This is a genomic window from Hydrogenophaga sp. LT287 (assembly GCF_055702805.1).
On sequence record NZ_JBVPZC010000007.1, the window covers coordinates 23,020 to 46,421 of the forward strand.

The window sequence follows — 23,402 nt, forward strand, 5'->3', positions numbered from 1 at the left end:
ACACGTGCCGGGCTCACGGCACCGGCCCGAACCACCGTCACAGCAACGCCAGACGCGGCAACCCGGGCACCACGCGCATGGGCTGGCCCAGCCGCGCGCCCTGGGGCTGCGCCATGGGCGCCACCAGGTCGGCCAGCGTCACACCGTCCAGCACCTGCAGGTAGCTCGCCATGGCCTGCTGCAGCGCCCCTTTGAGCCGGCAATAGCCGTCGAGACGGCAGCTGTTGTGCTCGGCGTCGAAGCATTCCACCTGCGTGAAGTCGGTTTCGGTCTGGCGCACCACGTCGCCCAGCACAATGTCCTTGGCGGGTTTGAGCAAACGAAGGCCACCGCCGCGCCCGCGCGTGGTTTCCAGCAGGCCCATGCCCGAGAGCGTCATCACGATCTTGGTGAGGTGGCTGCGCGAGATGCCGTGGGCCTCGGCAATTTCGCTGATGGTGGCGGGCTGCTCGCGCTGCGCGCAGGCGGCACAGTACATGAGCACCCGCAGGCTGTAGTCGGTCCAGTTCGTCAAACGCACGCCGCATCCTCCCAATGACCGATGGTCTTTTGCCGTTTCTTAACATGCATGTTTGATGGATTTTATGCGCTAATATATTCACACCAAATGAACCTTTAAGGAACACAGACCATGAGCCACGCCGCCACCCTGGACCACCCCACCGACGACCGCGCCCAGCAAGCCATCGGGCAGATCGCCGTCAACCTGCCCGGCTCCACCGCCGTGTTTCGCCGCCTGAAGCTCGACTTCTGCTGCGGTGGCCAGGTGGCGCTGCAAGCGGCCTGCGAAGCCAAGGGCCTGCCACTGGACGCGGTGCTGGCCGAACTCGCGCAGCTCGACCGCCCGGCGGCACAAGCGGCGCCGCAGGCGCCCGGCGCGATGATCGACCACATCCTGGCGCGTTACCACGCGGTGCACCGCGAGCAACTGCCCGAACTGATCCGCATGGCGCGCCGGGTGGAAGCTGTGCACCGCGACAGTCCCGACGTGCCGGTGGGCCTGGCCGCGCACCTGGAGGCCATGGAGGCCGAGTTGCTGGAGCACATGGAAAAGGAAGAAACCGTGCTGTTTCCCATGCTCAAGGCCGGCGGCACGCCCATGGTGCGGCACCCCATTGCCGTGATGCGCGACGAGCACACCAGCCACGGCGAACAGCTGGAACGCCTGATGGCCCTGAGCCGCGACGCCACACCCCCTGCAGGAGCCTGCAACACCTGGCGCGCACTCTACGCCGGCATCGCCCAGCTGTCGGACGACCTGATCAACCACATCCACCTGGAAAACAACCTGCTGTTTCCGCAGTTTGAACCCCAGGCGACCGCCTGCTGCCCCTGAGAACAAGCCGCTTGCGCCAGATCAAGCCATGAGCACCTTGACGTGGGTCAAGGTTTCAAGGCGGTGCCGCTGGTAACTTTACGCCCGCTCCATCAGCGGATGGCGGCACGATCGAAAACGGATCCACTCGACAAGCCATGGCCCTTGACACCAAGACACCCGGATCCGCCGCCATGGACCTCGTCTGCCCCGCCGGCAGCCTGCCCGCGCTCAAGGCCGCGGTGGACAACGGCGCGAACTGCGTCTACCTCGGCCTGCGCGACGCGACCAACGCGCGCAACTTCGCCGGCCTGAACTTCGACGACGCGGCCATCGCCAGCGGCGTGACCTACGCCCACGCGCGCGGCAGCCAGGTGTTCATGGCGCTCAACACCTACCCCCAGGCGGCACACCCGGAACGCTGGCGCGAGGCGATGGACAAGGCTGTGCATCTGGGCGTGGACGCGGTGATCCTGGCCGACCCCGGCCTCATGCAATACGCCACGCAGCGCCACCCCAAGCTGCGGCTGCACCTGTCGGTGCAGGGCTCGGCCACCAACCCCGAGGCGATCAACCTCTACCACCGGCAGTTCGGTATTTCGCGTGCGGTGCTGCCACGCGTGCTCTCGCTCGATCAGGTGCGCCAGGTGGTGGGGAAGACGCCGGTGGAGATCGAGGTGTTCGGCTTCGGCAGCCTGTGCGTCATGGTGGAAGGTCGTTGCGCGCTGTCGTCCTACGTCACCGGCGAATCGCCCAACACGCACGGCGTGTGTTCGCCCGCCAAGGCGGTGCGCTGGCAGGAAACCCCGCAGGGCCTGGAGTCGCGGCTCAACGGGGTGCTGATCGACCGCTACGCCGCCGGCGAGAGCGCCAGCTACCCGACGCTGTGCAAGGGCCGCTTCGACGTGGAAGACGAGCACAGCGACTACGCCATCGAAGAACCCACCAGCCTCAACACCTTGTCGCTGCTGCCGCAGCTGCTGCAGATGGGCGTGCGTGCCATCAAGATCGAAGGACGCCAGCGCAGCCCGGCCTATGTGGCGCAGGTGACGAAGGTGTGGCGCGAAGCGATCGACGACTGCCTGGCCCAGCCCCAGCACTACACGCCCAGAAGCGCATGGATGGTCTCGCTGGACCAGGTGGCCGAAGGCCAGCAGCACACGCTGGGCGCCTACCACCGCAAATGGAAGTGAGCTTGGGATGCCCCCCTGCGCCGCTGCGCGGCTTCCCCCAAGGGGGACGCACCCCTGTAGCCCGGCGAAGCCGGTTCCACGGGTGCCCTGGATGGGGCACGCGCCCCGGCGACTGGGTCTTGGCTCCCTCGCCCCTCTGGGGTGAAGGGCAAACGCGCCACAAGACACGCGCAACAGCGACAAACAAGACACCTCCATGAAACTCTCTCTCGGACCTTTGCAGTACTACTGGCCCCGCCAGACCGTGTTCGACTTCTACGAGGCCATGGCAGCGACCGCGGTGGACATCGTCTACCTCGGCGAGGTCACCTGCTCGCGCCGCCACGAGCTGCGCCTGTCTGACTGGCTGGACGTGGCCGAGTTGATGCGCGCGGCGGGCAAGACCGCCGTGCTGTCCACCCAGGTGCTGCTGGAGTCGGGCTCCGACGTCAGCGCCATGCAAAAGGTGGTGGCGAACACCGGCTTCCTGGTCGAGGCCAATGACATGGGCGCGGTGGGCGCGCTGTCCGGGCAACGACCGTTCGTCGCGGGGCCCCACCTCAACATCTACAACGGGCCCACCCTGGAATGGGTGGCTTCCATGGGCGCTTTGCGCTGGGTCGCACCGCTGGAGATGCCGCGCAAAGACCTGACCCTGTTGCAGCAGGCTCGTCCGGCGGGCCTGCAGACCGAGGTGTTCGTGCATGGCCGCCTGCCGCTCGCGTTTTCGGCCCGCTGCTTCACCGCGCGACACCGCGACCTGCCCAAGGACGACTGCCGCTTCAGCTGCCTTGACCACCCCGACGGCCTGATGCTCAAGACCCGTGAGCAAGCAGCGTTCCTGGTGCTCAACGGCATCCAGACCCAGTCGGCCCGCGTGCACAGCCTGATCGACGCCTGGGGCGACCTGACGGCGCTCGGCGTGGATGTGGCGCGCATCAGCCCGCAGTCGCAGCACACCGCTGACGTGATCGGGCTGTACGACGCGGTGCGCCGCGCTGCGCTCGATGGGCGATCGGCCCGCACCGCCCTGCTGCCCCTGTTGCCCGACCGCGACCGCGACTGCAATGGCTACTGGCACGGCCAGCCCGGACAGGAGCGCATCGAACCCGCGGCGCTCGCCACCGCCTGAAGCCATGGTTGTCGGCGAACGCTTCAACAGCATCAGCCACCTGGTAGGGGCGGTGCTGGCCGTGGCCGCTGCGGTGGTGCTCATCACCAGTGCGGCGCTCAAGGGCGACCCCTGGCGCATCGTGGGATTCAGCGTCTACGGCGCCACGCTGGTGGCGCTGTATGTGGCGTCCACGCTGTACCACGCGCTGGGCGGTCGCGCCAAGGCCGTGTTTCAGAAGCTGGACCACAGCAGCATCTACCTGCTGATCGCGGGCAGCTACACACCCTTTGCGCTGGTCTCGCTGCAAGGCCCCTGGGGCTGGTCGCTGCTGGGCGTGGTCTGGGGGCTGGCCGTGCTGGGCATCGCGCAAGAGATCTGGCTGGCGCGCGGCGCGCGGGTGGTGTCGCTGGTGATCTACCTGCTCATGGGCTGGCTGGTGCTGGTGGCGGTGGTGCCGCTGTGGCACGCCCTGGGCCCGGCCGGTTTTGCCTGGCTGGCCACCGGCGGCGCCCTCTACACCCTGGGCATCGGCTTCTACGCCGCCGGCCACAAGCTGCGCCACGGCCACGGCATCTGGCACCTGTTCGTGCTGGCCGGCAGCACCTGCCACTTCTTCACCCTGTTGCTGTACGTGGCCTGAACGCCACAACCCCCATGAACCACACCGCTACCCCCATCCCGCGCCACACCGTCCCCCCGCCGGTAGCCGCCGTGCTCTCGCGCCTGCCACCTTACCCTGGCTCGCTGCTGCTGGTCACCGGGCTGAACCTGGTGCTGGCGCGCCAGTTGCCGACCGACGTCGTCGAACGCCTGCAGGGTCGGCGCATCCGCATCCAGGTGCGCGACGCTGGCCTGCGCTTCGACTTTTGCTGGCAGGACGGCCAGTTCCGCGCCTGCGTGCCACAACCGGCGCCCGACCTGACGCTCAGCGCCAATGCCCACGACTTCCTGCGCCTGGCCCAGCGCCTGGACGACCCCGACACGCTGTTCTTCAACCGCCGCCTGTCGATGGAGGGCGACACCGAGCTGGGCCTGGTGGTGAAGAACGCGCTCGATGCGCTGGAGCTGCCGGTGTTCGATGCCGCGCAATGGGCACCGGCTGCGGTGCTGTCCCGCCTGCGGCAGTTGCGCCCATCGTGGGCACCGGGACCCCGCCATGGCCCGCGCTGAACCCAGGCTGCCCATCGTCTACGCCTGCTCGGGCTGCTCCAGCGCCGCGCAACTGGCCAACCACGTGGCGGTGCGACTGGACCGCACGGGCGCGGCCGAGATGTCCTGCATCGCGGGCGTGGGGGGCGACGTGCCGCACCTGCTCAAGACCGCGCAGTCGGGGCGACCCATCGTGGTGCTCGACGGCTGCCCGCTGGAATGCGCACGCCACTGCCTGCAGCGCCACGGCATCACACCCACGCAGCACCACCAGCTGCACCTCTATGGCGTGCGCAAGCGTCTGCACGAAGACTTTGATCCCGATCAGGCCGAGGCGGTGCTGTTTCGCGTGCGCTGCGGCCTGCAAACCTTGACGGCGCCTGCGCCCACCGCGCATGAACCCGACTCCGCCTGAGCCGCGCCGCCTGCTGGTGGCGATCACCGGCGCCAGCGGCGCCGTCTACGGCCTGCGCCTGCTGCAGACCCTGCAACAGGTGCAGCACACCGAGGTCCATCTGGTCGTCTCCGACGCCGGCTGGCAGACTCTGCGGCACGAACTGCACGCCGGCCCGCACACGCTGCGCCCGCTGGTGCACACGCTGCACGACGCGGCCCACCTCGGCGCCGGCCCGGCCAGCGGCTCGTTCCGCTGCAGCGGCATGGTGGTCGCGCCCTGCTCCATGCGCACGCTCGCGGCCATCGCGCACGGCCTGTCGGACAACCTGGTCACGCGCGCGGCCGACGTGATGCTCAAGGAGCGCCGCCGACTGGTGCTGATGACGCGCGAGACCCCGCTGCACCTGGGCCACCTGCGCAACATGACCGCGGTGACCGAGATGGGCGCCATCGTCTGTCCGCCCATGCCCGCCTTCTACCTGCGCCCCCAGAGCCTCGACGACATCGTGGACGCCAGCGTGGCGCGCGTGCTGGATTTGCTGGACGTGCCGCACGCGCTGAGCGAACGCTGGCAGGGCATGGACAAGGTGCCCGCGTGACTTACAGGGACCTGCGCGACTTCATGGCCCAGCTGGAGCAGACCGGCGAGCTGCGGCGCATCGGCGAACCGGTCTCGCCGCACCTGGAGATGACCGCGCTGTGCGACCGCGTGCTGCGCGCGGGCGGCCCGGCCCTGCTGTTCGAGCGGCCCACCGGCCACCGCATGCCGGTGCTGGGCAACCTGTTCGGCACCACCGGTCGCGTGGCGCGCGCCATGGGCGTGGACAGCCTGGCCGATCTGCGGCAGTTCGGCGAGGTGCTGGCCGCGCTCAAGGAACCCCAGGCACCGGGTGGCCTGAAAGACATGGTGGGCATGGCCGGCCTGCTCAAGAAGCTCTGGCACATGACGCCGCAGGAGCACGCGTCGGCGCCCTGCCAGGACGTGGTGTGGGAAGGCGCCGACGTGGACCTGGCGCGCCTGCCGATCCAGCACTGCTGGCCCGGCGACGTGGCCCCGCTCATCACCTGGGGCCTGGTGATCACGCAGGGGCCGCACAAGCCGCGCCAGAACCTGGGCATCTACCGCCAGCAGGTGCTCTCGCGCAACCAGCTCATCATGCGCTGGCTCGCGCACCGCGGCGGCGCGCTCGACTTCCGCGACCACGGCCGGCTGCACCCCGGCCAGCCCTACCCGGTGGCGGTGGCGCTGGGCGCCGACCCGGCCACCATCCTGGGGGCGGTCACGCCAGTGCCCGACAGCCTCTCCGAATACCAGTTCGCCGGCCTGTTGCGCGGCGCGCGCACCGGCCTCGTGCGCGCCCTGGGCGTGCCGCTGCGCGTGCCGGCCTCGGCCGAGATCGTGCTCGAAGGCCACATCCTTCCGGATGCATCGCACGCCAGCGGCTTCCAGCACGCGCTCGAAGGCCCCTACGGCGACCACACCGGCTACTACAACGAACGTGCCGAGTTCCCGGTGTTCACGGTCGAGCGGATCACGCTGCGGCGCGACGCGATCTACCACTCCACCTACACCGGCAAACCGCCCGACGAACCGGCCGTGCTGGCGCTGGCGATGAACGAGCTGTTCGTCCCGCTGCTGCAGCGCCAGTTCCCCGAGATCACCGACTTCCACCTGCCGTCCGAGGCCTGCAGCTACCGCATGGCGGTGGTGCAGATCCGCAAGGCCTACGCCGGCCACGCGCGGCGCGTGATGATGGGCGTGTGGAGCCACCTGCGCCAGTTCATGTACACCAAGTTCGTCGTGGTCGTGGACGAGGACATCGACGTGCGCAACTGGGGCGACGTCATCTGGGCCATGAGCACGCGCATGGACCCGGCGCGCGACAGCTTCACCATCGAACACACGCCCATCGACTACCTCGACTTCGCCTCACCCGTGAGCGGCCTGGGCAGCAAGATGGGGCTGGACGCGACCAACAAGTGGCCCGGTGAGACGCAGCGCGAATGGGGCCGCGTGATGGCCATGGACCCGGCCGTGCGCGAGCGCATGGACCGGCTGGGCGAACAGCTGGGGCTGTAGGCCCGCGCGGGCCGCCCCGGCGGCGGGCGTCACCACCAGAAGAACAGCAGGCCCCAGCCGCCGGCGATCAGCAGCGCCCCTGCGGTCATCGGCACCAGGGCCGCCAGGCGGCGGGGGATCGACGCGCCGTACCGGGCCGTGCAGCGCCACGCCAGCCACAGGCTCCAGGCGGCGGCGCCCGCCAGCAGCAGGGCGCGCGCCGTGCCCACCCAGGGCAGCGCCACGCCCTCGTGCCGCAGCATCGACAGGGTGGTCATCGACAGCCCCAGAAACACCCCGCAGCCGCCCAGCGGCACGTAGGCCAGGGCCAGGTGGTGCCGGGCACCGGGGCGCCCCAGCAGCCGCGCGCCGGCGACGCACAGCGCGTACAGCGCCGCGCCCAGGAGCACGCCCGTGGCCAGGATGTAGCTGGCGATCAGGGCGCCGTCGAGCCACGAGAAGCTGTCGTGGTTCTGGGGGTAGTGCGTCAGCAGCCACCACGGCGCGTTGTCGGCGAGCATCCACACGCCGCCGTGTTCGATCAGCCAGTCGGCGGCCGCCACGCTCAGCGTGACGTACCAGGGGCTGGCCGCCCAGTGGAAGGCCCCCATCGCCACGCCGATCAGGCCGAACAGCAGCAGCACCGTGTCCCAGCCCCCGGCGGCCCGTTGCCCGTTCACCGAGATCTCCACCCCCGGCGGTCGCAGGGCCAGCGCCACGGCGTCGCGCTGGCCGCTGCAGCGCCCGCACATGTGGCAGGCCGACGCGCCCTCCATGCGGCGGATGTCGATCAGGGGGGCGCAGTTGGGCAGGGCGACGATGCCGCCGGTGCGCGCCTCCCAGCGCGCGCGGTCCACCCGGAAGTGCAACGGCGCCAGCCGCGCCAGCAGGCCGAACACCCCGCCGACCGGGCACAGGTGGCGGCACCACACCCGCTTGCCGCGCCCGTACAGCAGGCCCACCACCACCGCCGCGACCGTGGAGCCGCCCAGCACGAGCAGCGCCGCCTGGGGGTACTGGTAGACGCTGACCAGCTGGCCATAGACCGTGGTGATGACGAAGGCCGTGCAGGGCCAGCCGCCCCAGCGCATCCAGCGCGGGATGCCGCGCCCGCGCCCGTGGTGGCTGACGGCCTCGCTGAGCGCGCCCTCCGGGCAGAACACCCCGCACCACACGCGCCCCAACAGCACCATGCTCAGCAGCACGAAGGGCCACCAGACGCCCCAGAACAGGAACTGCGCGAACAGGCCGAGGTGGTTCAGGATGCGCGCTTCGTCGTCGGGCAGCGGCAGGAACGCCGGCAACACCACCAGCACGCCGTAGAACACCACGATCGCCCACTGGATGCCGCGGATCAGGCGCCCGTGGCGGCGCATGGTGTGGCCCAGCGCCGCCAGCGCGCCCACGGGGCGGCCCGGTGCGGCGCTCATGGAGCCACCGCGACCGGACGGACCCGCGCCGGCTGGCCGGCGCGCAACAGCGCCACCACACCGAGCCAGAACCCGGCGTAGGCCAGCACCGTGGTCAGCGCGGGCTGCGCCCGGTAGCCGGTCAGCGCCGCGAGCAGGCCGCCCACGGCGCCGCTGTCGTCCAGGAGGTCCGCGCTGTTCCAGAGCGGGTCCACCAGCGTGGGCAACACGTCCAGCGAGATCAGCCGGTCCACCGCGTTGACCCACAGGGACGCGGCGAGCAACAGCAGCAGGGCCTCGCTGATCTGGAAGAAGCGGCGCCACGACAGCCAGCGCCGGCCCGACCGCAGCAGCCAGAAGCTCGCCAGCGCCAGCCCCAGGCCCAGCAGCGCCGAGGCGGCGAAACCCAGCTGGCCGGCGCCGGTGTGCCGGCCCGCCACGCCGTAGAGAAAGATCACGGTTTCGCTGCCCTCGCGCGCGATGGCCAGCGCCGCCAGCAGCGCGATGCCCCAGCCGCTGGCACGCGCGAGCTGGCCCGCGGCCTGCTGTTCGAGGTCCTGGCGCAGGGCGCGCCCATGGCGGCGCATCCACCACACCATCTGCAGGATCAGCGCCGCCGCGCTCAGCACCATCGCGGCCTGGAACCATTCACCGGACTCGCCGTCCAGCACGCTGGCCGCACCCAGCATGAGCAGCGCCAGCCCGAGCGCGGCGGCCAGGCCCAGCGCCACGCCCGCCCAGAGCCAGCGCAGGCCCCAGGCCCGGTCGGGGCGCTCGCTGAGCCAGGCGTGCAGGATGCCGACCACCAGCAGCGCTTCCACGCTTTCGCGCCAGGTGATGAAGATGACCTCGCCCATGGCGTGCTCCTGTGGGTGTCAGCGCGCCACGATGGCGCCCTGCCCCGTGGTCTGGTGAAAGTCGTCGAAGAAGCGGTAGCGGCCCGCGTCCAGCGGACGGAACACCAGCGACGAGGTCACGCCCGGCGCCAGCACCTTTTCCTTGCGCAGCTCCAGGCTCTCGAACTCCACCGGATCGCGCCCGGCATTCGTGATCTCCAGCCGGAACTTCGCCCCCTGCGGCACCGCCAGCTCCGCCGGCTCGAACCGCCCCTCCCGCGCCGTGAGCCGGTAGGTCGGCATGTCGCCCGCCTGCGCCAGACCCAGGGCCGACCCCATCAGCAACGCCGCCAGCAGCGAGGCACCACGGCCATTCCCGGTGTTCCTGGCGTTCGCAACATTCCCGGAGCGCGTGCCTCCCCCCAGGATGCCGTGGAACCGGCTTCGCCGGGCCACTGGCATCGCCCCCCTTGAGGGGGGTGACGCGAAGCGGCGCGGGGGGTGCATCAGTACCCGCCTTTCTTGCCCGTGCCCGCAAAAGTGAACTCGTAGCTCACGTCGAAGGGCTTGAACCACGGGCCGACGCCGGTTTCCTTGTCGGTGTGGCGGCCAAAATGCGCCGCGTGGCCGCCGGGCGGGCTGATGCGCAGGGTCAGCTTGTATTTGCCGGGACCCATCAGCTTGACGTTGTCGCCGTAGTGCGGGCCGTCGGAGGCCACCATGGGCATGAAGTGGCCGCTGACCTTCTCGGTCGTGCCCAGCTTGACCAGCTCGAAATGAATGCTGAGGTGGGGCATCCAGGCCCCTTCCTCGAAGCCGTTCGGGTGGTCCTTGAGCGCGTGGATGTCGGCTTCCAGGTGGATGTCCGAGGCCTCGGCCTTGCGCATCATGCCCTCGGGCTCCATCTTGACCGGTGCCAGGTAGACCGCGGCGATCTCCATGCCGGCCACCTTGTGCGGCGTGCCGATCGGGAATTCCTTGGCATGGGACGGCAGGGAGAACAGGACAGCGCCCGCCAGGGCGATCGCGAGCAACGGGTGGTTCATGTGGTGATCCTTAAGGTGGTGAGACAGCCCGATGGCTGAATGCAGGGCGATGCTAAACAAGAATCAATATCATTCAATTGACCCACATCAAGGTTCCGGCCGGAGCCCATGACCAAGATGCTCACGGACGCTGTTGTCCGGCCCCTCCCCTCACTTCTGCCTGCCTCCATGAGCACCGACCTGCACCGCCGCACCCTGCTGCGCCACACCGCCTGGCTGCTGGCCTCGGGCGCCGTCAGCGCCCCGACCCTGGCGCAAAGCGACACCGCCCCTTCCGACATCATCGGGGCCCCACCCCTGCCATCCCGGGTGCGCCTGGCCGCCGCCTGGCGCAGCCACGGCAACACCCCCGACTGCGGCCGCGACTGCGACCAGGTGGGTGTGCTTGAACTCGACTGGGCTGCGCGCGAGGTGCGCGTGGCCGCCCACCTGCCGGTGCAGGGGCGTGCCCACGGTCTGCTGCCCGAGCCCGGCGGCGGTTTCCTCGCCGTCGCCACCCGGCCCGGCCGCTGGCTGCTGCGCTGCGACCCACTGGGTGAGCTGCAGACCCGGCACCTGATCGACGCCGAAACCCCGCACCGCACCCTGGGTGGCCACGTGCTGGCGAGCGCCGACGGGCAGTGGCTCTACACCACCGAAACCGACACCCGCGACGGCCGTGGCTGGATCGGTGTGCGCGACCACCGCACGCTGCAACGGGTCGCGCAATGGCCCAGCCACGGCCTGGACCCGCACCACATGGCACTGGACGCTGGCGGGGCGCTGCTGGTCGTCAACGGGGGCATTCCGCGCACCGCCAGCGGCCAGAAAACCCGGCTGGAGGCCATGGACCCGTCGCTGGTGCGGCTGGAGCCGCGGAGCGGCGCGCTGCTGGGTCAGTGGCGGCTGGGCGACCCGCGCCTGAGCCTGCGCCATGTGGCCTGGGGCCTGCCGGTGGGCCCCGGCGACGGCACACCGGCGCGCGCGCCGCTGCTGGGCATCGCGCTGCAGGCCGAACACGACGAGGCCGCCCAGCGCCGCGACGCGCCCGTGCTGGCGCTCTGGGACGGGCAGGACCTGCGGCTGGCCAGCCGCGGCATCGCCGGGAATGGCTACGCGGGCGACATCGCGCCCGGTCCCGGTGGTGGCTTCATCGTGAGCGGCCAGCGCAGCCACGAAGGCCTGCTCTGGCACCCCGACGCACCGGACCGCTGGACCACCATCGCACGGCTCACCGAACCCTGCGCGCTGGCGCCCTGGCCGGGAAGCGGCGGGGTGCTGATGGGCGCGAGCCGCGGGGTCGGCTTCTGGCACCCGGCCCTGCCACCGGCCATGCTGGCCTGGCCCGGCGCCATGACGCCCGACAACCACTGGGTCGTGCTGGGCTGAGCCACCCGCCAGGGCGGCGCTTCAGCGGCATTCGAACCGGGCAAACCGCGCGGCCAGGGCGGCCAGGTCCTCCGCGTCGAGCACCGGGGCAGCCAGGCCCGGGCTGCGGCAGGTCTGCAGCACCCAGTGCGACACCGCCTGCGCGGCCAACGCGTCGGCCAGGCGGAACAGGTCATCCCGCCCGAACAGGCCGGCGTGCCAGGTGGTGCGGCACTCCAGCGCCACCCCGCTGTGCTGCAGCAGGCGCAGGCTGCGTGCCGCGCGCGCGCCGCCGCCGCGTGTGCCGGTGACCTGGTCGTGGCGGTGTTGCGGCGCCTTGATGTCCAGCCCGACCCAGTCCAGCTGCGGCAACACCCGCTGCAGTCGCTCGGGGTACATGCCGCCGGTGTGCAGGCCGGTGGCAAAACCGAGCGCGCGCACCTCGGCCAGGGCCGGGCCCAGCGCCGCCTGCAGCGTGGGCTCGCCGCCCGAGAACACCACGCCGTCGAGCAGCCCGCGGCGCTGCCGCAGGAAGCCGTGCACCGCCTGCCACGACAGGGCCCCCGGAACCGCGGCGTCGAGCAGCCCCGGGTTGTGGCAGTACACGCAGCGCCACGGACAGCCCTGCAGGAACACCACCGCCGCCAGCCGGCCCGGGAAATCAACCCCGGTCAGCCGCGTGAGTCCGCCGATGCGCAGCGCCTGCGCACCACGGGTCGCGGGTGGTGGTGCGGCGGTGCCCGCGACCTCAGGCGCGGTCGGCCGGCTCGGCAAAGAATCGGCGTTCGGCATGTTCGCCCTGTTTGCCCCGGTTGAAGCTGCTGACCGGCCGGTGGTAGCCCATGACGCGGGTCCAGACCTCGCAGGGCTGGCGTTCGTCGTCGCGCAGGGACATGTCAGCGGCCGTTGACCTGACGGCCGATGGGGTGGATGTGTTCATGGGTGTTTCCTTTTGGGGTGGTTGAAAGACGGGGCATCAAGCGGCCTGCAGCTGGCGTTTGGCGGCCAGCTTCTCAGCGTCGCAGACCGGACAGAACGGGTGCTCGCCCGCGAGGTAGCCGTGGGTGGGGCAGATGGAGAAGGTGGGGGTGACGGTGATGTAGGGCAGGCGGAAGTTCGTCAGCGCGCGCTGCACCAGCGCGCGGCAGGCCTCGCCGCTGGTCAGGCGTTCACCCATGTACAGGTGCAGCACGGTGCCGCCGGTGTACTTGCGCTGCAGCGGGGCCTGGCGCTCCAGCGCCTCGAACGGGTCGTCGGTGAAGCCCACGGGCAGCTGCGAAGAGTTGGTGTAGTAGGGCTGCTCGGGCGTGCCGGCCTGCAGGATCGCGGGCCAGCGCTTGCGGTCTTCGCGGGCGAAGCGGTAGGTGGTGCCCTCCGCGGGCGTGGCCTCCAGGTTGTACAGGTGGCCGGTCTCCTCCTGGAAGGCCACGATGCGTTCGCGCACGTGGTCGAGGAAGCGCAGCGCGAAGGCGTGGCCGTCGTCGGTGGTGATGTCGTGCGCGTCGCCGGTGAAGTTGCGCACCATCTCGTTGATGCCGTTCACGCCCAGGGTGCTGAAGTGGTTGCGCAGCGTGCCCAGGTAGCGTTTGGTGTACGGGAACAGGCCCTGGTCCATCAGGCGCTGGATCAGCTTGCGCTTGGTCTCCAGGCTCTGTTGGCCCAACGCCAGCAGGCGGTCGAGCGCGGCCAGCAGGCCGGCCTCGTCGCCCGCGTGCACATGCCCCAGGCGCGCGCAGTTCACCGTGACCACGCCCAGGCTGCCGGTCTGCTCGGCGCTGCCGAACAGGCCGTTGCCGCGCTTGAGCAGCTCGCGCAGATCAAGCTGCAGGCGACAGCACATGGAGCGCACCATGTTCGGCTGCAGCTCGGAGTTGATGAAGTTCTGGAAGTACGGCAGGCCGTACTTGGCCGTCATGTCGAACAGGCGCCGCGCGTTCTCGCTCTCCCAGGGGAAATCGGGCGTGATGTTGTAGGTGGGGATGGGGAAGGTGAAGACCCGCCCCTTGGCGTCGCCCTCGGTCATCACCTCGATGTAGGCGCGGTTGATCAGGTCCATCTCGGCCTGCAGATCGCCGTAGCAGAACGGCATTTCCTGCCCGGCGATCACCGGCACCTGCTCGCGCAGGTCGTCGGGGCAGACCCAGTCGAAGGTGAGGTTGGTGAAGGGCGTCTGCGTGCCCCAGCGCGAGGGCACGTTGAGGTTGTAGATCAGCTCCTGGATGCACTGGCGCACGGCCGCGTAATCCATGCCGTCCTGGCGCACATAGGGCGCCATGTAGGTGTCGAACGACGAGAAGGCCTGCGCGCCGGCCCACTCGTTCTGCAGCGTGCCCAGGAAGTTCACGATCTGCCCCACGGCCGAGGACATGTGTTTCGGCGGCCCCGACTCCACCTTGCCCGGCACGCCGTTGAGGCCTTCGTTGAGCAGGGTGCGCAACGACCAGCCCGCGCAGTAGCCGCTGAGCATGTCGAGGTCGTGGATGTGGAGGTCGCCCTCGCGGTGCGCCTGCCCGATCTCGGGCGTGTAGACGTGCGAAAGCCAGTAGTTGGCCGTGACCTTGCCGGCCACGTTCAGGATCAGCCCGCCCAGCGAATAACCCTGGTTGGCGTTGGCGTTCACGCGCCAGTCGGCGCGCGTGAGGTACTCGTTGATCGACGATTCCACATCCACCAGCGTCTGCTGGTCGGCGCGCAGCGTGGCGTGCTGCTCGCGGTAGACGATGTAGGCGCGCGCGGTCTGGAGGTGGTTGGCCGCGATCAGCGTCTGTTCGACCACGTCCTGGATCGGCTCGATGCCGGGCGGCGCACCCTTGAAGCGGTGGATCAGCACCTTGACCACCTGGGCACACAACAGCGCGGCTTCGGCGCCGTCGAACTCGCCGCTGGCCTGGCCGGCCCGCGCCAGCGCGGACCGGATCTTGTCGGCATCGAAGGCCTCGCGCAGGCCCGAACGCTTGATCACCTCCCTTGGAAGACTGACCACCATCGCATCTTTCATAGCTCTCGCCTCCTGGATCAAAAACACTACCTATGGTGTTCAAGATACCCGCCAGACACCATAGGTAGTTTGATTTGACGCAAGGTCGACGCAGCTTCCAACGCCGTTTCAGGCCTTTCACCGGCTTGATCTGCGTCAACCGGGTGCGGCTGTCACGCGCGTTCTGACAGGACCGCGCTGAGCCTGAAGAATCCCGGCATGGACTTCGATCACAGCCCCCGGGCGCAGGCGCTCCAGCAGCAGCTGGAGACCTTCATGCACACCTACCTGCTGCCGCACAACGCGGCCTGGCACCAGGCGGTGCAGCAGGGGGACTACCCGCCACCCTTCCTCGAAGACCTGAAGACCCTGGCGCGCGAGGAAGGGCTGTGGAACCTGTTCCTGCCCGGGCTGCGCGAAGACGAGCCCGGCACCCGGCTGGGCAACCTCGACTACGCGCCGCTGGCCGAGGCCATGGGCCAACTGCACTGGGCGGCCGAGGTGTTCAACTGCAGCGCGCCCGACACCGGCAACATGGAGCTGCTGCACCGCTTCGCCACATCCGCGCAGCGCACGCAGTGGCTCACGCCGCTGCTCCATGGAACGGTCCGATCCGCCTTCGCCATGTCCGAACCCGACGTGGCCTCGTCGGACCCGACCAACCTGCAGACCACGGTGCGGCGCGAGGGCGACGACCTCGTGCTCAACGGCCGCAAGTGGTTCATCACCGGCGTGGCGCACCCGCATTGCAGGCTGTTGATCGTGATGGCGCGCAACGCGCCCGATCACAGCGCCGCGGCCGAGACCCGGCACCACTAGCACAGCATGGTGCTGGTGCCGCTGGACACGCCGGGCGTGGACGTGGTGCGCAACATCAGCGTGGTGCACCACCACGCGCCCGAGGGGCATGGCGAGATCGTGTTCCGCCAAGTGCGCGTGCCGGCCGACCACCTGCTCGGCGGCTGGGGCGAAGGCTTTGCGATGGCGCAGGCTCGGCTGGGGCCGGGCCGCGTGCACCACTGCATGCGCACCATCGGCCAGTGCGAGCTGGTGCTGGCACTCGCCACCGAACGCGCGCTGGAGCGCCAGACCTTCGGCAAATACCTGGCGGACTACGCCAACGTCCAGGAGTGGATCGCACGGTCGCGCATCGAGATCGACCAGGCGCGCCTGCTGGTGCTGCGCTGCGCCTGGCTGCTCGACCACCCGGAGCGCACCGAGCCCGCGGCCTTGCGCGCGCAGGTGGCCGCGATCAAGGTGGTGGCCGCGGGCCTGCAGACCCGCGTGGTGGACCGCGCGATGCAGATCTTCGGTGCCATGGGCCTCTCGCCCGACACGCCGCTGGCGCAGTTCTGGACCTGGGGCCGCGCCCTGCACCTGCTCGACGGGCCCGACGAAGTCCACCTGCGCAGCGTGGCGCGCCACGAACTGGAGCGGGCACGCGCGCGCATGGGCGCGTCTTCAGCCTACTTCACCACGCCCGAGCAGATGCGCACACCGCCGCACCTTCGTTAGCCGCCCCTGCTTTTCGCGGATCGTCAACCCGTGACCTCGTGACCGGGACGGCAGCCGATCCAACAGAAAGGCGAACCTCTTGCAAAGCCTTCACGCATCCGTTGGCAGACCTGAAGCACAGGGCGTGCAGCGCGGCGGCCACAAAACCGTCCCGCGCCCGGGCCTTGTCCAGCGGTTGCTGGCAGGCGCGCCGGTTTGGCCGTAGGCTGTACCCTTCGTTTCCATTTTCTGTTGAACCATGACCACCCTTTTCGACCCCCTACAAGCCGGCGGCCTGCACCTCGCCAACCGCATCGTCATGGCGCCGCTCACCCGCAACCGCGCGCCCGACGCCATCCCGACGCCGCTGATGGCCGAGTACTATGCGCAGCGCGCCAGTGCCGGCCTGCTGATCACCGAAGCCACCGCCATCACCCAGCAAGGCCAGGGCTACGCCGACGTGCCCGGCCTGTATGGCACCGAGCAGCTCGATGGCTGGAAGCGCGTGACGAAAGCGGTGCACGCCGCTGGCGGCAAAATCGTCACCCAGCTCTGGCATGTGGGCCGCGTCTCGCACACCGACCTGCAGCCCCACTTCCAGAAGCCGGTTGCGCCCTCGGCCATCCGCGCCCACACCAAGACCGTGCTGATCAAGGACGGCGTGCCGACCTTCGTCGACACCTCCGAGCCGCGCGCGCTCGACGCCGAAGAAATCCCCGGCATCGTGCAGGACTACCGCCACGCCGCGATGAACGCCATCACCGCCGGCTTCGACGGGGTGGAGATCCACGCCGCCAACGGCTACCTGATCGACCAGTTCCTGAAAACCGGCAGCAACCAGCGCACCGACGACTACGGCGGCAGCATCACCAACCGCGCACGCCTGCTGCTCGAAGTGGTGGCCGCCGTCACGGACGCCATCGGCGGCGCACGCACCGGCATCCGCCTCTCGCCGGTGACGCCGGCCAACGACGTGGTGGACGCCGATCCGCAGCCGCTGTTCGAGTACGTGGTCCGCAAACTGGCTCCGCATCACCTGGCCTATGTGCACATCATCGAAGGCGCCACCGGCGGCCCGCGCGAACTGCCCGAGCGCCCCTTCGACTACGCGGCACTGAAATCCGCCTACCGCGCAGCGGGTGGCCAAGGTGCCTGGATGGTGAACAACGGCTACGACCTGCCGCTGGCCGAGCAGGCGTTGGCCGACGGTGCCGACCTGGTGGCTTTTGGCAAGGCCTACATCGCCAACCCGGATCTGGTGGCACGGTTGAAGGCCGGTGGCCCATTCAACACGCCGGACAAAAACACCTTCTACGGTGGCGGCGCTGAAGGCTACACCGACTACCCGACCCTCACCGACTGAATCGCGTCCGCCCTGCGGCGGCCATCGTGCGGCCCGCCACGGCAGAGAGCGAGCGGCATGGCGCAGCGGCAGGCGTCGTTGCCCAGGTGCGGCGCGTACCCGCGGGCGCGCTCGGTCTGGTGGGGGCCGGTGGGATCGGCATTGCGTTGACGGTGGCGATGGATCTGTTCCACGACGACGAAGCCGCCACCCTCATCCTGGCCATCTTTGCGCTCGTGGTGTTGGTGGTGCGGCTCAGCGCTGCGCTGCGCAAGAAGATTCTCTGAACCGGGCGCCCGGTGCACCGGGCACATCAGCGGGTTGGCGGACAATGCCGCCACACCACCGCCCCACGACCCGCGCCCACCCATGCAGGCTTCACTTTTCGGCACCCTCTACCCTGGCCTTCTCCACGCCCACATCGGTCTGGTCACGCTGAGCGCTGGCCTGTTTTTCTTGCGCTGGCTGGGCGTTCTGGCGGGTTTGCGCTGGCCCATGCAGCGCCTGTCGCGCCGGCTGAGCGTGGTGATCGACACGGCGCTGCTGAGCGCTGGCATCGCCTTGTGGTGGTTGCTGCATCTGCACCCGCTGCACCAGCCCTGGCTGGGCACCAAACTGGGCCTGCTGGTGGTCTACATCGGGCTGGGCACGTTCGCACTGAAGCGCGGGCGCACGCGGGGGCACAAGCTCGCCTTTGGCCTGCTGGCGCTCACGGTGCTGGCTTTCATGGTGTCGGTGGCGCTGGCACGGCATCCGCTCGGCTGGTGGCGTCTGTGAACCCGGACCCTTGGCAACGCCTGCGTGTGGTGCGCGGCCTGCTGTGGCTGGGCGGCAGCGTGTCGCTGGCGCTCGGGTTGCTGGGTGTGGTGTTGCCGGGTCTGCCCACCACACCGTTTGTGCTGCTGGCCGCCGCCTGCTACGCCAAAGCCTCGCCGCGCCTGCACCGCTGGATGCTGAACCACCGCTGGATGGGCCCGATGCTGCGCGACTGGGAACGCGACCGCAGCCTGAGCCGGCACAGCAAAACCGTGGCGGTGCTCTCGATGGCGGTGATGATCAGCTTGTCGCTCTGGGGGTTTCGCGGCAACGTGGCCGCGCAGTTGGTGTTGCTGGCCACGGCCGCTGTCGGGGCCTGGGTGGTGCTGCGCATCCCCACGCGAAAACGCTGACCCGCTGAATCGCTGACCCAGGCCGCCCTGGCCCCCTGCGATCCCTCGCCTCGCAGGCACCGACCGCCCCGCAACAACCGGCCTAAGGATCTCTTAAGCCAGCGTCATCACCATCGCTTCCAGACCCCCATCCAGCGAGGACGGGGCAATGATCCAGGAGCGTTTGCCATGACCCTTTCTTTGTTGCGCCAGGCTGCGCCCGAATGCCCCACGCACCGCCCCGGCGGGAAGACATTGCAGGTGCACGGTGCAGACGACCCCGGACGCGGCGCGGTACAGGCCTTTATTGCCCGCATCTATGCACAGCGCTTCGGCGCCTGTGTGCAGCAGTTTGCGCCCTGCCTGGTGAGCCTGCATGACCCGCTCAGCGGCGACATCGTGGCCGCGGCCGGTTACCGCTTTGCAGACACCGGCCCGCTGTTTCTGGAACGCTACCTGAGCGCCCCGATCGAAACCCTGCTGGGCGCGCAACACGGTGGGCCAGTGGCGCGGCGCGGCGTGGTGGAAGTGGGCCACCTGGCGGCCGACCGCGCTGGTGAAGGCCGTCGCCTGATTTTGTTGCTGGGTCAGCACCTGGCGCAGCAGCCCGACCACCGCGCGACCGAATGGGTGGTGAGCACCCTGACCCAGGAACTGCGCCACCTGTTCGTGCGACTGGGTGTGACGCCACTGGCGCTGGGCCAGGCCGACCCGGCTGCGGTAGGCGACGACCTAGGCGCCTGGGGCCGCTACTACGAACACCGCCCGGTGGTGCTGGCTGGCCGGCTGCAAGCCGCGCTGCGGCTCATGGGCCGCCGCGCCAGCCAACCTGGCGCCGGGGAAACCACGTTATGAACACGCCGCTTTCATCGCAAAGCCCCGCCCTCACCGAGGGCGGCTTTCAGCTGACCCACACCGAACTGCACGAACACACCACCCGGCTCGCCGACACCCTACACGCCCAAGGCCTGCGCACCGTGGCCACGCTGCTGGACAACGGCGCCGCCTGGGTGCTGCTGGACCGGGCGCTGGCCCAGGCCGGCCTGGTGCATGTGCCGCTGCCGGTGTTTTTCACGCCCGAACAAATGGGCCACGCGCTGCAGGCCTGCGGCGCTGACGTACTGGTCGCCACCCCGGCCCTGGCCGCTCACTGGCCCACAGCGCCCGCGATGCCGCTGCCGGTCGGGCCGGATGCGCTGGTGCTGCTGCGCCTGCCCGGCAGCGCGGTGCCCATGCCACCGGGCACGCGCAAGATCACGTTCACGTCGGGCACCACCGGCAACCCCAAGGGCGTGTGCCTGAGCGGGGCCGCCATGGACCGCGTGGCCCAGGGCCTGGTGCAGGCGCTGGCACCGCTGGACATCCGCCGCCACCTGTGCGCGCTGCCGCTGGCGGTGCTGCTGGAAAACATCGCTGGCGTGATGGCGCCGCTGGCACGCGGTGCCGAATGCGTGGTGCTGCCGCTGGCCAGCCTGGGCCTGCAAGGCTCGTCGCGCTTTGATCCCGCCACCTTCCACGCCGCCGTGGTGCAGCACGCACCCCACAGCCTGATCTTGCTGCCGCAAATGCTGCGCGCCTGGGCCGGCTGGTTGGCGGCCACCGGCCAGCGCGCACCGGCCAGCCTGCGCATGGTCGCCGTGGGTGGGGCGGCGGTGGGCGAGCGGCTCATGCGCAGCGCGCGGGCGGTGGGCATTCCGGCTTATGAGGGCTACGGCCTGTCCGAAGGCGCTTCGGTGCAGACGCTCAACCTGCCCGGCGCCGACCGGCCCGGCAGCGCCGGCCGCGCCCTGCCACACACCCGGCTGCGCGTGGACGCACACGGCCAGATCCACGTGGCCGGCAGCCTGATGAGCGGCTACCTGGGCAGCGCCACACCCGCGCCAGCCGAGTGGGCCACTGGCGACGTGGGCGAGCTGGACGCCGACGGCTACCTGTGGGTGCGCGGCCGTCTGCGCCATGTGCTGATCACCGCCTACGGCCGCAACGTGTCGCCCGAATGGGTGGAAACCGCGCTGCGCAGCGACCCGGCCATTGCCCAGGCGGTGGTGTTTGGCGAGGCGCAGCCCGCGCTAAGCGCCGTGCTCTGGCCGCTGCGACCCGACACCACCGACGCGCAACTGCACGCCGCCGTGCAAGCCACCAACGCCACGCTGCCCGACTACGCCCGCCTGGGCCACTGGGTGCGCGCACGGGCCGAATTCAGCCCCGCCACCGGCCTGGCCACCGCCAATGGGCGGCCGCAGCGCCCCGCCATTTTTGACCACCACGCCGATGCGCTGAACGCCCTGACGAGCGACAGCCCGGCCCCCGCCGCCACTTGATTTTCAGGAGAACCCATGAGCTTCCACACCCAACTGCTGCAACAAACCGAGGCCGCCCGCGCTGGCCTGCTGAGCGTGCCCATCATCCAGGGCGCGCTGCAAGGCCAGGTTTCGCTGCCCAGCTACATCGCCTTCCTCACCGAGGCCTACCACCACGTCAAACACACGGTGCCGCTGCTCAAGGCCTGCAAGGCCGCACTGCCGGCGCACCACGTGTGGTTGTACGACGCGATGGACGAATACGTGGAAGAAGAACAGGGTCATGACGAGTGGATCCTGGACGACCTGCGCGCCTGCGGTGTGGACGCCGAGTCGGTGCGCCACGGCCGCCCCAGCCACGCCACCGAGGTGATGGTGGCCTACGCCTACGACACCATCGCGCGCGGCAACCCGCTGGGCTTTTTTGGCATGGTGCATGTGCTCGAAGGCACCAGCGTGGCGCTGGCGCTGATGGCGGCCGACCGCATCCAGAGCGGGCTGGGCCTGCCCGATGCCGCGTTCAGCTACCTGCGCTCGCACGGCACGCTGGACCAGGAACACACGGCCCATTTCGCGATGCTGATGGAGCGCATCGAAGCCCCCCAGGACCAGGCCGCCATCGTGCACGCGGCGCGCGCGTTCTTCCGCTTGTACGCCGACGTGTTCCGGGGTCTGCCGCTGCCGCAGGTGGCCACCACCGCCACACACACGGCCGCCCAGGGAGTGCCCGCATGAAGCCCACCGAAGCCCGGGTGCTGCTGACCGGCGCCAGCGGCGGCATTGGCCAGGCCACCGCCCGCGCGTTGCTGCACGCCGGCGCGGCCGTGCTGCTGGTGGGACGCTCGGCCGAACGCCTGGAGCAACAGGCCCAGCAGCTGGTGCAGGCCGGCGCGGACACCCGCCGCGTGCGCTGGACACAAGCCGACATCAACCGGGCCGATGACCGCGCCCTGCTGGCCCGCGAAGCCCAGCGGCTGGACTGCAACGTGGTGATCCACAACGCCGGCGTGCCCGCGTTTGGCCGCCTGGACGCACAGGACGCGGACGCGATCGGCACCGTGCTGCAAACCAACCTGCTCGCGCCCATGCTGCTCACGCAAGCCCTGCTGCCCCGGCTGCAAAGCCTGCCCGCCGCGCAGGTGGTGTTTGTGGGCTCGGTGCTCGGCAGCATCGGCCTGCCGGGTTTCAGCGTCTACAGCGCCAGCAAATTCGGCCTGCACGGTTTTGCGCAGGCGCTGCGCCGAGAACTCACGGGCACGAAGGTGCGGGTGCAGTACATCGGACCGCGCAGCACCGACACCGGCTTCAACGACCCGGCCGTGCGCCACTACAACCAGGCCACCGGCACCGCGCAGGACACGCCCGACGTGGTGGCCAGCGAGATCTTGCGGCTGCTGCAGGACGGCACGGCCGAACGCTTTCTCGGCTTTCCCGAAAAGCTGGCTGTGCGCTTGAACGCCCTGGTGCCGCAGTGGCTGGACGGCAGCTTCCGCCGCCACCGCGACAGCCTGCCCACCCCCACCCCAACATCGATACCGAACGACATCACCCCACTGAAAGGACACGCCACATGAACACCTTGCATCTCCAACGCCGCCGCTGGATCGGCGCCGCCGCCGCCCTGCTGGCCAGCGCCAGCCTGGGCCTGACCATCACCCTGCCAGCCCACGCCGCCGGCGTGGACGACGCGGTGCAGGAATTGCAGCAAGGCTGGGAAAACATCCGCTACCAGGCGCCCGCCGCCGAGCGCGAAAAGCGCTTTGAAGCCCTGGCCGCGCGCGCCAGCGCCCTGAGCAAGGCCCACGCCGGCAAGGCCGAAACGCTGATCTGGGAAGGCATCATCGTCAGCTCGTGGGCGGGCGAAAAAGGCGGCCTGGGCGCGCTGCCGCTGGTCAAGCAGGCCAAGTCTCTGTACGAGCAGGCGATCCAGATCGACGGCAAGGCTCTGGACGGTTCAGCCTACAACAGCCTGGGCGTGCTGTACTACAAGGTGCCGGGCTGGCCGATCGGTTTTGGAGACAAGAAGAAGGCCGCCGAGCTGCTGCAAAAAGCACTGACGATCAATCCGCAGGGCATCGACCCGAACTTCTTCTACGCCGAATTTCTGTTGGAGAACGGCCAGGCGCCCGAGGCCACCGCGCTCCTGCAGAAAGCCCTGGCCGCACCCGACCGACCCGGCCGCGCCCTGGCCGACCAGGGCCGACGCGAAGAGGCTCGCGCGCTGCTGCAAAAGGCCAAGACGTCCTGAAGACGGATCGCGTGGGACCATGAAAAAAGGGCGGCCAGTTGGCCGCCCTT

Annotated in this window: 26 protein-coding genes and 1 pseudogene; 19 read left to right on the forward strand and 8 right to left on the reverse strand. The window is 69.9% G+C overall.

Annotation, left to right across the window (positions count from 1 at the left end):
- Positions 1-37 precede the first annotated feature (37 nt).
- Entirely contained in the window at positions 38-520 is a 483-nt protein-coding gene (locus AC0GNR_RS07780) for an RrF2 family transcriptional regulator (protein WP_472900397.1), read from the reverse strand.
- A 111-nt stretch (positions 521-631) separates the two neighbouring features.
- Here AC0GNR_RS07780 and ytfE point away from each other — a divergent pair, with 111 nt between their 5' ends.
- The 8 genes from ytfE to ubiD all read left to right on the forward strand — a co-directional run bounded on the left by ytfE (position 632) and on the right by ubiD (position 7,226).
- Positions 632-1,336, forward strand: coding sequence for an iron-sulfur cluster repair protein YtfE (ytfE, locus tag AC0GNR_RS07785; protein ID WP_472900398.1), 705 nt, complete (start codon positions 632-634; stop codon positions 1,334-1,336).
- Positions 1,337-1,473: 137 nt separating this feature from the next.
- Complete coding sequence (gene ubiU / locus AC0GNR_RS07790; protein ID WP_472900399.1) at positions 1,474-2,508, forward strand: ubiquinone anaerobic biosynthesis protein UbiU; 1,035 nt, start codon at positions 1,474-1,476, stop codon at positions 2,506-2,508.
- Positions 2,509-2,704: 196 nt separating this feature from the next.
- The gene (ubiV, locus tag AC0GNR_RS07795) at positions 2,705-3,619 is read left to right on the forward strand and encodes a ubiquinone anaerobic biosynthesis protein UbiV (RefSeq protein ID WP_472900400.1); all 915 of its coding nucleotides are present in this window, start codon (positions 2,705-2,707) and stop codon (positions 3,617-3,619) included.
- A gap of 4 nt (positions 3,620-3,623) precedes the next feature.
- Positions 3,624-4,241, forward strand: coding sequence for a PAQR family membrane homeostasis protein TrhA (gene trhA / locus AC0GNR_RS07800; RefSeq protein WP_472900401.1), 618 nt, complete (start codon positions 3,624-3,626; stop codon positions 4,239-4,241).
- 14 nt (positions 4,242-4,255) lie between these two features.
- Positions 4,256-4,771: a ubiquinone anaerobic biosynthesis accessory factor UbiT gene (gene ubiT / locus AC0GNR_RS07805; protein ID WP_472900402.1), complete on the forward strand. Its 516-nt coding sequence runs from the start codon at positions 4,256-4,258 to the stop codon at positions 4,769-4,771.
- Positions 4,758-5,165, forward strand: coding sequence for a putative zinc-binding protein (locus AC0GNR_RS07810; RefSeq protein WP_472900403.1), 408 nt, complete (start codon positions 4,758-4,760; stop codon positions 5,163-5,165). Before ubiT ends, AC0GNR_RS07810 begins: the two co-directional genes overlap by 14 nt.
- Entirely contained in the window at positions 5,146-5,745 is a 600-nt protein-coding gene (locus AC0GNR_RS07815; RefSeq protein WP_472900404.1) for a UbiX family flavin prenyltransferase, read from the forward strand. Before AC0GNR_RS07810 ends, AC0GNR_RS07815 begins: the two co-directional genes overlap by 20 nt.
- Positions 5,742-7,226 carry a 4-hydroxy-3-polyprenylbenzoate decarboxylase gene (gene ubiD, locus AC0GNR_RS07820; RefSeq protein WP_472900405.1) on the forward strand — a complete coding sequence of 495 codons (1,485 nt, stop codon included), beginning with the start codon at positions 5,742-5,744 and terminating at the stop codon, positions 7,224-7,226. Before AC0GNR_RS07815 ends, ubiD begins: the two co-directional genes overlap by 4 nt.
- Positions 7,227-7,255: 29 nt before the next feature.
- Here ubiD and AC0GNR_RS07825 read toward each other — a convergent pair whose 3' ends face one another.
- From AC0GNR_RS07825 to AC0GNR_RS07840, 4 genes are all read right to left on the reverse strand, one after another.
- On the reverse strand, positions 7,256-8,635 hold the full coding sequence (locus AC0GNR_RS07825) for a 4Fe-4S binding protein (protein ID WP_472900406.1): 1,380 nt from the start codon (positions 8,633-8,635) through the stop codon (positions 7,256-7,258).
- Entirely contained in the window at positions 8,632-9,471 is an 840-nt protein-coding gene (locus AC0GNR_RS07830) for an FTR1 family iron permease (protein ID WP_472900407.1), read from the reverse strand. The genes AC0GNR_RS07825 and AC0GNR_RS07830 overlap by 4 nt, the downstream gene beginning before the upstream one ends.
- A gap of 18 nt (positions 9,472-9,489) precedes the next feature.
- The gene (locus tag AC0GNR_RS07835; protein WP_472900516.1) at positions 9,490-9,807 is read right to left on the reverse strand and encodes a cupredoxin domain-containing protein; all 318 of its coding nucleotides are present in this window, start codon (positions 9,805-9,807) and stop codon (positions 9,490-9,492) included.
- 149 nt (positions 9,808-9,956) lie between these two features.
- A complete protein-coding gene (locus AC0GNR_RS07840) occupies positions 9,957-10,496 on the reverse strand; it encodes an iron transporter (RefSeq protein WP_236962719.1) in 540 nt (179 codons plus the stop codon).
- 168 nt (positions 10,497-10,664) lie between these two features.
- On the opposite strand from AC0GNR_RS07840, the gene AC0GNR_RS07845 reads away from it, so the two are divergent.
- Positions 10,665-11,864, forward strand: a complete 1,200-nt coding sequence (locus tag AC0GNR_RS07845; RefSeq protein WP_472900408.1) for a DUF1513 domain-containing protein — start codon at positions 10,665-10,667, stop codon at positions 11,862-11,864.
- Between the two features lie 21 nt (positions 11,865-11,885).
- Here the strand turns inward: AC0GNR_RS07845 and AC0GNR_RS07850 are convergent, their stop codons facing one another.
- The 3 genes from AC0GNR_RS07850 to AC0GNR_RS07860 are packed head-to-tail and all read right to left on the reverse strand — an operon-like array spanning position 11,886 to position 14,841.
- Entirely contained in the window at positions 11,886-12,635 is a 750-nt protein-coding gene (locus tag AC0GNR_RS07850; protein ID WP_472900409.1) for an anaerobic ribonucleoside-triphosphate reductase activating protein, read from the reverse strand.
- Entirely contained in the window at positions 12,592-12,783 is a 192-nt protein-coding gene (nrdD, locus tag AC0GNR_RS07855; protein ID WP_472900410.1) for an anaerobic ribonucleoside-triphosphate reductase, read from the reverse strand. The genes AC0GNR_RS07850 and nrdD overlap by 44 nt, the downstream gene beginning before the upstream one ends.
- A gap of 36 nt (positions 12,784-12,819) precedes the next feature.
- Positions 12,820-14,841, reverse strand: a complete 2,022-nt coding sequence (locus tag AC0GNR_RS07860) for a ribonucleoside triphosphate reductase (RefSeq protein ID WP_472900411.1) — start codon at positions 14,839-14,841, stop codon at positions 12,820-12,822.
- Between the two features lie 198 nt (positions 14,842-15,039).
- On the opposite strand from AC0GNR_RS07860, the pseudogene AC0GNR_RS07865 reads away from it, so the two are divergent.
- The 10 genes and pseudogenes from AC0GNR_RS07865 (at position 15,040) to AC0GNR_RS07910 (ending at position 23,352) form a co-directional block, all read left to right on the forward strand.
- Positions 15,040-16,335, forward strand: a pseudogene (locus AC0GNR_RS07865) (acyl-CoA dehydrogenase family protein).
- A gap of 238 nt (positions 16,336-16,573) precedes the next feature.
- Positions 16,574-17,677 carry an alkene reductase gene (locus tag AC0GNR_RS07870; RefSeq protein WP_305334926.1) on the forward strand — a complete coding sequence of 368 codons (1,104 nt, stop codon included), beginning with the start codon at positions 16,574-16,576 and terminating at the stop codon, positions 17,675-17,677.
- Between the two features lie 26 nt (positions 17,678-17,703).
- On the forward strand, positions 17,704-17,943 hold the full coding sequence (locus tag AC0GNR_RS07875) for a hypothetical protein (protein ID WP_305334927.1): 240 nt from the start codon (positions 17,704-17,706) through the stop codon (positions 17,941-17,943).
- Between the two features lie 82 nt (positions 17,944-18,025).
- Entirely contained in the window at positions 18,026-18,433 is a 408-nt protein-coding gene (locus AC0GNR_RS07880; RefSeq protein ID WP_305334928.1) for a SirB2 family protein, read from the forward strand.
- Positions 18,430-18,825 carry a YbaN family protein gene (locus AC0GNR_RS07885; RefSeq protein WP_472900412.1) on the forward strand — a complete coding sequence of 132 codons (396 nt, stop codon included), beginning with the start codon at positions 18,430-18,432 and terminating at the stop codon, positions 18,823-18,825. Before AC0GNR_RS07880 ends, AC0GNR_RS07885 begins: the two co-directional genes overlap by 4 nt.
- Positions 18,826-18,993: 168 nt before the next feature.
- Complete coding sequence (locus AC0GNR_RS07890; RefSeq protein ID WP_472900413.1) at positions 18,994-19,659, forward strand: thermostable hemolysin; 666 nt, start codon at positions 18,994-18,996, stop codon at positions 19,657-19,659.
- Positions 19,656-21,125 carry an AMP-binding protein gene (locus AC0GNR_RS07895; RefSeq protein WP_472900414.1) on the forward strand — a complete coding sequence of 490 codons (1,470 nt, stop codon included), beginning with the start codon at positions 19,656-19,658 and terminating at the stop codon, positions 21,123-21,125. The genes AC0GNR_RS07890 and AC0GNR_RS07895 overlap by 4 nt, the downstream gene beginning before the upstream one ends.
- Positions 21,126-21,140: 15 nt before the next feature.
- On the forward strand, positions 21,141-21,839 hold the full coding sequence (locus AC0GNR_RS07900) for a TenA family transcriptional regulator (protein ID WP_472900415.1): 699 nt from the start codon (positions 21,141-21,143) through the stop codon (positions 21,837-21,839).
- Complete coding sequence (locus AC0GNR_RS07905) at positions 21,836-22,678, forward strand: SDR family oxidoreductase (RefSeq protein ID WP_472900416.1); 843 nt, start codon at positions 21,836-21,838, stop codon at positions 22,676-22,678. The genes AC0GNR_RS07900 and AC0GNR_RS07905 overlap by 4 nt, the downstream gene beginning before the upstream one ends.
- Positions 22,675-23,352: a tetratricopeptide repeat protein gene (locus AC0GNR_RS07910; protein ID WP_472900417.1), complete on the forward strand. Its 678-nt coding sequence runs from the start codon at positions 22,675-22,677 to the stop codon at positions 23,350-23,352. Before AC0GNR_RS07905 ends, AC0GNR_RS07910 begins: the two co-directional genes overlap by 4 nt.
- Positions 23,353-23,402 lie beyond the last annotated feature (50 nt).